The 7174-nt window shown below is 58.3% G+C and carries 4 protein-coding genes; all 4 read left to right on the top strand.

Features of this window, described 5'->3' with window-relative positions:
- Positions 1-179, top strand: a 179-nt coding sequence (locus tag GTP41_RS26655; RefSeq protein WP_161027668.1) for an EF-Tu C-terminal domain-related protein, incomplete at its 5' end; no start/stop codon positions are given.
- Between the two features lie 113 nt (positions 180-292).
- The gene (rpsJ, locus tag GTP41_RS26650) at positions 293-610 is read left to right on the top strand and encodes a 30S ribosomal protein S10 (protein WP_028101676.1); all 318 of its coding nucleotides are present in this window, start codon (positions 293-295) and stop codon (positions 608-610) included.
- Positions 611-873: 263 nt separating this feature from the next.
- Positions 874-3675, top strand: a complete 2802-nt coding sequence (locus GTP41_RS26645) for a TonB-dependent receptor domain-containing protein (RefSeq protein WP_229503105.1) — start codon at positions 874-876, stop codon at positions 3673-3675.
- A gap of 418 nt (positions 3676-4093) precedes the next feature.
- Positions 4094-6928, top strand: coding sequence for a TonB-dependent receptor plug domain-containing protein (locus GTP41_RS26640; RefSeq protein ID WP_371867437.1), 2835 nt, complete (start codon positions 4094-4096; stop codon positions 6926-6928).
- Positions 6929-7174 lie beyond the last annotated feature (246 nt).

The following is a 7174-nucleotide window of genomic DNA, read 5'->3' as shown; positions in this document are numbered from 1 at the left end:
CCGACGTGACCGGCTCCATCGAGCTGCCAGCGGACAAAGAAATGGTTATGCCAGGCGACAACGTCTCCATCACCGTGAAGCTGATCTCCCCGATCGCTATGGAAGAAGGCCTGCGTTTCGCAATCCGTGAAGGCGGCCGTACCGTCGGCGCGGGCGTGGTTGCCAAGATCATCGGCTAATTCAGCTGAGTGATTCAAACGGGTCGGCATGTGCTATCATGTCGGCCCGTCGTAGTATTTACTTACATTGCCGGAAACAAAATGTTGCCGGTTCGTTCTTTTAAGGAATAAGCATGTCCGCTCCAAACCAAAAGATCCGTATCCGCCTGAAGGCTTTCGACTACAAGCTGATCGACCAGTCCGCCCTGGAAATCGTTGACACCGCCAAGCGCACCGGCGCCGTGGTAAAAGGCCCAGTTCCTCTGCCAACCCGTATCCAGCGTTACGACGTGCTGCGTTCCCCGCACGTGAACAAGACTTCCCGTGACCAGTTCGAAATCCGCACCCACCAGCGCCTGATGGACATCGTGGATCCAACCGACAAGACCGTTGACGCCCTGATGAAGCTGGACCTGCCAGCTGGCGTGGACGTCGAAATCAAACTGCAGTAATCGAATTTGCGTGGGTGGCGCTTGCGCCATCCGCCAAAAGAAAGGCCGGTTCCGCATCAGCGGGGCCGGCCTTTTTGTTTTGGCCGGCGCCGCATGCCTGGCGAATGAAATGAAAGCAGGCGGCAGCGGGAGCTTTCTATAGTTTTGCAAAAACCTTAAGTATCATAAGAAATATTTTGCGAAAGCAACCAATCCACATCTTTTTGGGCTATTATGCGCGACTTTTAATTTTTTACATAAGTTAAATATTAGGGAGTGAGTAGTTGAAAAGTAAACAATGCCTGAACAAGAAAGTGATCGCCGCAGCTGTTGCCGTCGCTTTTACCACCCCGGCTTTCGCCCAGGAAGCGCCAAAGATGCAACGTGTGGAGATCACGGGTTCCAGCATCAAACGTGTCAACAATGAGAACGCTGGCTCGCTGCAGGTCCTGAACCGCACCGACATCGAGCGCACCGGCGCTACCACCGCGCTGGACGTGCTGCGTTCCGCCTCGGTCATCGAAACCAGCCTGAACTCCGCCAACACCAGCAGCGGCAGCTTCGCGCCAGGTTCGTCGGCAGTACAGCTGCGCGGCTTGGGTAAAGTCGCCACCCTGATCCTGGTGAACGGTCGCCGCATTGCCCCGTACGGCCTGTCCGACGGCGGCCAGGACAACTTCACCAACCTCGACGCGATCGCTTCCGAAGCCATCGAGCGTATCGAGGTCCTGAAGGATGGCGCATCCGCGATCTACGGTTCCGACGCGATTGCAGGCGTGGTCAACATCATCCTGCGCAAGGACTACACCGGCGCACGCATCAAGACCAACTACACCCAAGCCCCTAAATTCAAAGACCAGCGTACCCGCAACGTCAACGCCATCTTCGGCTTCGGCGACGTGGACACCGACGGTTTCAACACTTACCTGAGCGTGGAAGGCTACAAGTCCGACGGCTGGACCAAAGCCGACCTGCGCCGCCAAGTGCCGGATTGGCACGGCAAGTCGGTCGGTGGCGCGGCATGGGATGCCAAGAGCACCTACTCGCCAACCGGCAGCTACTACGTCGGCAAAGACTTCTACGACACCAAGAAGGGATTCGTTGCCGCACCTGGCTGCCCAGCCGACATGATCGAAGCCGGCGCCTGCAAATTCGACGTGCTGCCGTACGACGGCCAGAACACCACCAACGAACGTTGGGCGTTGCTGAGCAACACCCACTTCCGCATCGGTAACGACATCGACGCCAACTTCGAGATCTCCTCGGCTGGCGCCAAGACCGACTACACTGTGGCACCGTTCAACGTCTCCAGCCCAGCGTCGCCAAACACCTGGTATAACGCGGTGGACGGCAAGGTCGTCGGCCCGTTCTTCTACCCGTACCTGCCGGTTGGCCACGCCATGAACCCGTACAACTTCCCGGTCGAGTTCCGCGCTCGCCTGATGGATACCGGTAACGGCTTCAACTTCAACCGCACCAACTCCGAGCAGTCGCGCTTCATGCTGACCCTGAACGGCACCCTGGGCAAGTACGACTGGAAGGCCGCTGCTGGCCACATGATTTCGGAAGCGACCAAGGAAACCCGTAACGCCAGCGCCAAGGGCTACACCGACGCGATCGTCAACGGCACCTACAAGTTCGGCCAACAGAACGATCCAGCGCTGCTGAACGCTATGTTCCCGACCCGCAGCACCATGGGCCGTTCCAAGACCACCTTCATCGACGGCACCATCACCGGTGAACTGATGCAGTTGCCAGCAGGTCCGCTGGGCTTCGCAGTGGGCGCCGACATCCGTCGCCAGCACTACGAAATGGCCAGCTCGGACAACGTGCTGCGCGGTGAGCTGGTTGGCGTAGGCGGCCTGCAAGTGGACGACACCAAGAACCAGTACTCCATCTTCACTGAAGTTGTAGTGCCGGTCGTCAAGCGTGTGGAACTGAGCGCCGCTGTGCGTGCCGACAAGACCGACAACTTCGACGCGCACCTGTCGCCGAAGCTGGGCCTGAAGTTCACCCCAACCGACAGCCTGCTGTTCCGCGCTACCGCTTCCGGCGGCTTCCGCGCACCGAACATCGTGGAATCCGGTAACGGCCTGGGCCGTGGCTCCTTCAGCACCAACACCGTTGATCCAAAGCGCTGCACCACCGCTGCTGCACTGAACAAGCTGGTGCAAGGCGCTGCCGGCGCCACCGCGGCTGACAAGGCTCGCGCCAAGCAGCTGAGCGACTACGACTGCAAGGGCAGCCTGTCGACCTTCGTGTCCTCCAACCCGGACCTGAAGCCAGAAACCTCGAAGACCTTCACCGTAGGCGTGGTGTGGGAGCCGATCAAGAACACCTCCTTCTCGCTCGACTACTACAACATCAAGCGTAAGGACGAGATCGCGCCACGTAGCACCGCTGACATCCTGGCGGACGAAGATCGCCTGCCGGCCGGCATGCTGACCCGTGTTGACAGCACCGCACAGGACGCTGAATTCCTGGCGATCGCTAGCAAGTACGCTACTGGCATCACCGAGAAGTTCACCGTGGGTTCCCTGGGCCTGGCTTACCGTCCATACGTCAACAGCGGCAAGACCAAGGTGGACGGCTTCGACTTCGACGCCACCACCCGCATCAAGCTGGACGGCATCGGCGACCTGCGCATCAAGCTGGAAGGCGAGTACAAGCTGAACTACCAGATCTGGAACGTCGGCCTGAACGGTTATCAGTCCAACCAGATCGGTACCTGGGATTACGGTGCTGGCCGTTGGAACGTGAAACTGCGTCCATCGCTGAAAGTTGGCGCCTGGGATCACGGTGTGACCGTGGCTTACCGCAGCCACTACACCAACAACAGCTTCGATGCACCAACCTACTGCGTAACGCAGAAAGTTGACGCAGCGAACATGGACGCTTGCTCGGTTGTTAAGCCACCAGTCATCACCGACTACAACCTGCGCTATACCGGCGTGAAGAACCTGACCCTGGCCCTGTACGTGAACAACGTATTCGACCGCGAGCAGGCAGTTCGCTGGCGTGACGGCTGGTCCTTCGCGACCACCGGCTTCCGCACCGTGGGTGTGAGCGCTGCTTACGACTTCTAAGTCGTTCCAGCCGTAGCACGATAAAAAGCCAGGCAGCAATGCCTGGCTTTTTTATTGCTCGTGTCATGCGGTAGTTGCCGGTCGTAGGAATGTTGCTCGCTGACTGGATGGGAGTCGCCGCGAGGGAGCGACGTGCTGAAATAGACGCGATTCTGGCGATTCTGGCGCAATCTACCCTCAAAAGCTCTCAAGCTACCCCTATTGCGAAGCGAAAGGCAAATCGCAGAAATCTTTCTTTTGCATCGGTTGGCTAGAACATTCTTCGGTAATACCGACGAGTTGCAAGATTTGCATGTTGCGAAAATGGCGCATTATGTAAGAAATGTTTGGAAAAGGTAACGTTGCATCTTTAATTTTCCTTTATGATAGGACGCTTTTACTTTTTTTATAAATAAGTTAAACACCCGAGGGAGTAGTAGTGAAAAGCACACGTAACCTGAATAAGAGCGCTATCGCCGCTGCCGTTGCGGTAGCATTTGCCGCACCAGCATTCGCACAAGAGTCCGCTGAGAAGATCCAGCGCGTTGAAATTACCGGTTCCAGCATCAAACAGAGCGCGCGTGAAGCCGCCGGTGCCGTGACCACCCTGACCCGCGCCGACATCGAGCGCACCGGCCAGACCTCCGCACTGGGCGTCCTGACCCAGATCGCCGCGATCGACGCCAACATCAACTCCGCCACCGCCAGCTCCGGCAGCTTCGCGACCGGCTCTTCCGGTATCGAACTGCGTAACCTGGGTAAGGTTTCCACCCTGATCCTGGTCAATGGCCAGCGTATCGCTCCGTACGGCCTGGCCGACGGCGCACAAGAAAACTTCACCAACCTGGACGCCATCGCTGCCGACTCCATCGAGCGCATCGAAGTGCTGAAGGATGGCGCATCGGCAATCTACGGTTCCGACGCAATCGCCGGCGTGGTCAACCTGATCCTGCGTAAGGATTTCGTGGGCGCCCGCGTCAAAGCCAACGTCAGCCAGGCTGACCACTTCCGTGACCAGCGTACCCGTTCCGTCTCCGGTATCTTCGGCTTCGGTGACCTGGACCAGGATGGCTTCAACACTTACCTGGCCGTGGAAGGCCGCAAATCCGACGGCTGGAGCACCGGTGACCTGCGCGACAATGGCCTGATCCCTGCATGGCACCGCCTGACCCCGGGTCGCTCGACCTGGGATGCGAAGAGCACCTTCTCGCCAGCCGGTAACTACCTGCTGGGCGGCAAAGTTGTTGCCTCGCCTAACTGCCCGGCTGACGCGATCGATCCAGTCGACAAGGCTTGCAAATGGGACCAGTACTACGGTGCCGGCCAGACTACCGACAACAAGCGTTGGGCCATCACCAGCAACACTCACTTCCGTATCGGTTCGTCGATCGACGCGAACTTCGAGATCACTGCGGCCGGTGCTACCACCGACTACATCGTGGCTCCATTTGCGACCAGCAACGGCTCCAGCACCACCAGCTCTAACGTGTGGTACAACGCCATCGGCGCCAAGCAAGTTGGCCCGTACTTCTACCCGAAACTGCCAGTTGGCCACCCGATGAACCTGATGCAGAATGCAGCGGGTCAGTGGGTTCCAGGCACCGCCCCGGTTGAATACCGTGCGCGCCTGATGGACACCGGCGATGGCTTCAACTTCAACAAGACCGATTCCGAGCAGAGCCGCTTCATGCTGCGCCTGGCTGGTTCCCTGGGTGACTACGACTGGAAGAGCGCCGTTGGCTACTCCACCTCGGAAGCGACCAAGGCAACCCGCGCCGTAAGCGCCGTGGGTTACACCGACGCAATCGTCAAGGGTACCTACAAGTTCGGTCAGCAAAACGACCCAGCTCTGCTTGAATCCATGTTCCCAGTGCGTACCACTGCGGGCAAGTCGAAGAACTACTTCATGAACGGCACCATTTCCGGTGAAGCCTTCCAGCTGCCAGCGGGCCCTGTGGGCTTCGCAATCGGCGCCGACATTCGTCGTGAAAACTACGAAATGGCGAGCTCGGACAACGTGCTGCGCGGTGACCTGGTCGGTATCGCTGGCCTGCAGGTGGATGATGCCCAGACCCAGTACTCGCTGTTCGGCGAAGCCAATGCGCCTCTGTTGAAGAACCTGGAAATGAACCTGGCCGTACGTGCCGACAAATCCAGCAACTTCGACGCCCACATCTCGCCTAAGCTGGGTCTGAAGTTCACCCCGGTTGATGGCCTGATCTTCCGTGCCACTGCCTCGGGCGGCTTCCGCGCGCCAAACATCGTTGAGACCGGTAACGGCCTGGGCCGCAGCTCGTTCGCGAACAACACCATCGACCCACGTCGTTGCCCGATCGCTACCACGCTGAACAACCTGGTGCAGAATGCCGCAGGTGCGACCACCGCTGACAAACAGCGCGCCAACACCTTCCGCAACAGCGACTGCCTGGCTGGCGTACCAACCTTTGTTACCGCCAACCCGGACCTGAAGCCAGAGACCTCGAAGACTTTCACCGCTGGTGTGTTCTGGGAACCAATCAAAGGTACCTGGGTCTCCCTGGACTACTACAACATCGAGCGTAAAGATGAAATCGGCACCCGTTCCCCAGCCGACGTCCTGCGTGACGAAGCAAACCTGCCAGCTGGCCAGCTGACCCGCGTCAACAATACCGCTGCTGACAACGAGTTCCTGGCACTGGTGCAGAAGTACGTTCCGGGCAACGCCGTCAACTTCGGCGGTGTCGGCGCCCTGGGCCTGCTGCTGAACCCATACGTGAACAGCGGCAAGACCAAAACCAGCGGCTTCGACTTCGCAGTGGAAAACCGCGGCAAGATCCCTAACGTGGGTGACTACTCCATCAAGGTCGACGGTGAATACCGTAAGAACTACCAGACCTTCGACGTCGGTGCTGGCAAATACGGTCCGAACTACTTCGGTACCTATGACCTGGGTTCGAAGCTGATCGTGTACGTGCGTCCAAACCTGAAAGTTGGCGCTTTCGACCACGGCTTGACCGTCCGCTTCCTGAGCTCCTACACCAACAGCAGCGAAGATTCGCCTAACTACTGCGTCGAGCAGAAAGTTGCCGCCGAAAACATGGCAGCTTGCGACAAGGTGAAACCGCCTAAGATCGTTGACTACAACGTGTCCTACCGCGGCTTCAAGAATGTGGTCCTGAGCGGCTACATCAACAACCTGTTCGACAAGGACCAGTCCGTGAAATGGCGTGGTGGCTGGAGCCAAACCAGCCTGGGCCTGCGCACCTTCGGTGCGAGCGCGTCCTACCAGTTCTAAGCACTTAAGCGCTTAGTCCGTAAAAGCCAGGCAGCAATGCCTGGCTTTTTTCTTTCCTGAACGTGCAATAATGTGGTTATATAAATTGCAACTTGTGGCGCAAAATGGGAGAGTCCGGTTGACCTGCTACCCGAAATTAGTACGGTGCTAAGCTAGAGTCTGCCACATGGGAGGCAGGCATGAAAAAGCGATTTACCGAAGAGCAGATTATTGGCGTGCTAAAGGAAGCTGAAGCAGGCGCCCGAG

Origin of the sequence: Pseudoduganella guangdongensis, assembly GCF_009857475.1 — a bacterium.
Lineage (GTDB): Bacteria > Pseudomonadota > Gammaproteobacteria > Burkholderiales > Burkholderiaceae_D > Rugamonas > Rugamonas guangdongensis.
Note: the sequence above shows the minus strand (reverse complement) of the source record. Positions and strands in the feature narration are given on the sequence as shown.

Excerpts from the sequence above, each read along its gene's own strand:
- rpsJ (WP_028101676.1), top strand. The coding sequence starts at position 293 with ATGTCCGCTCCAAACCAAAAGATCCGTATCCGCCTGAAGGCTTTCGAC.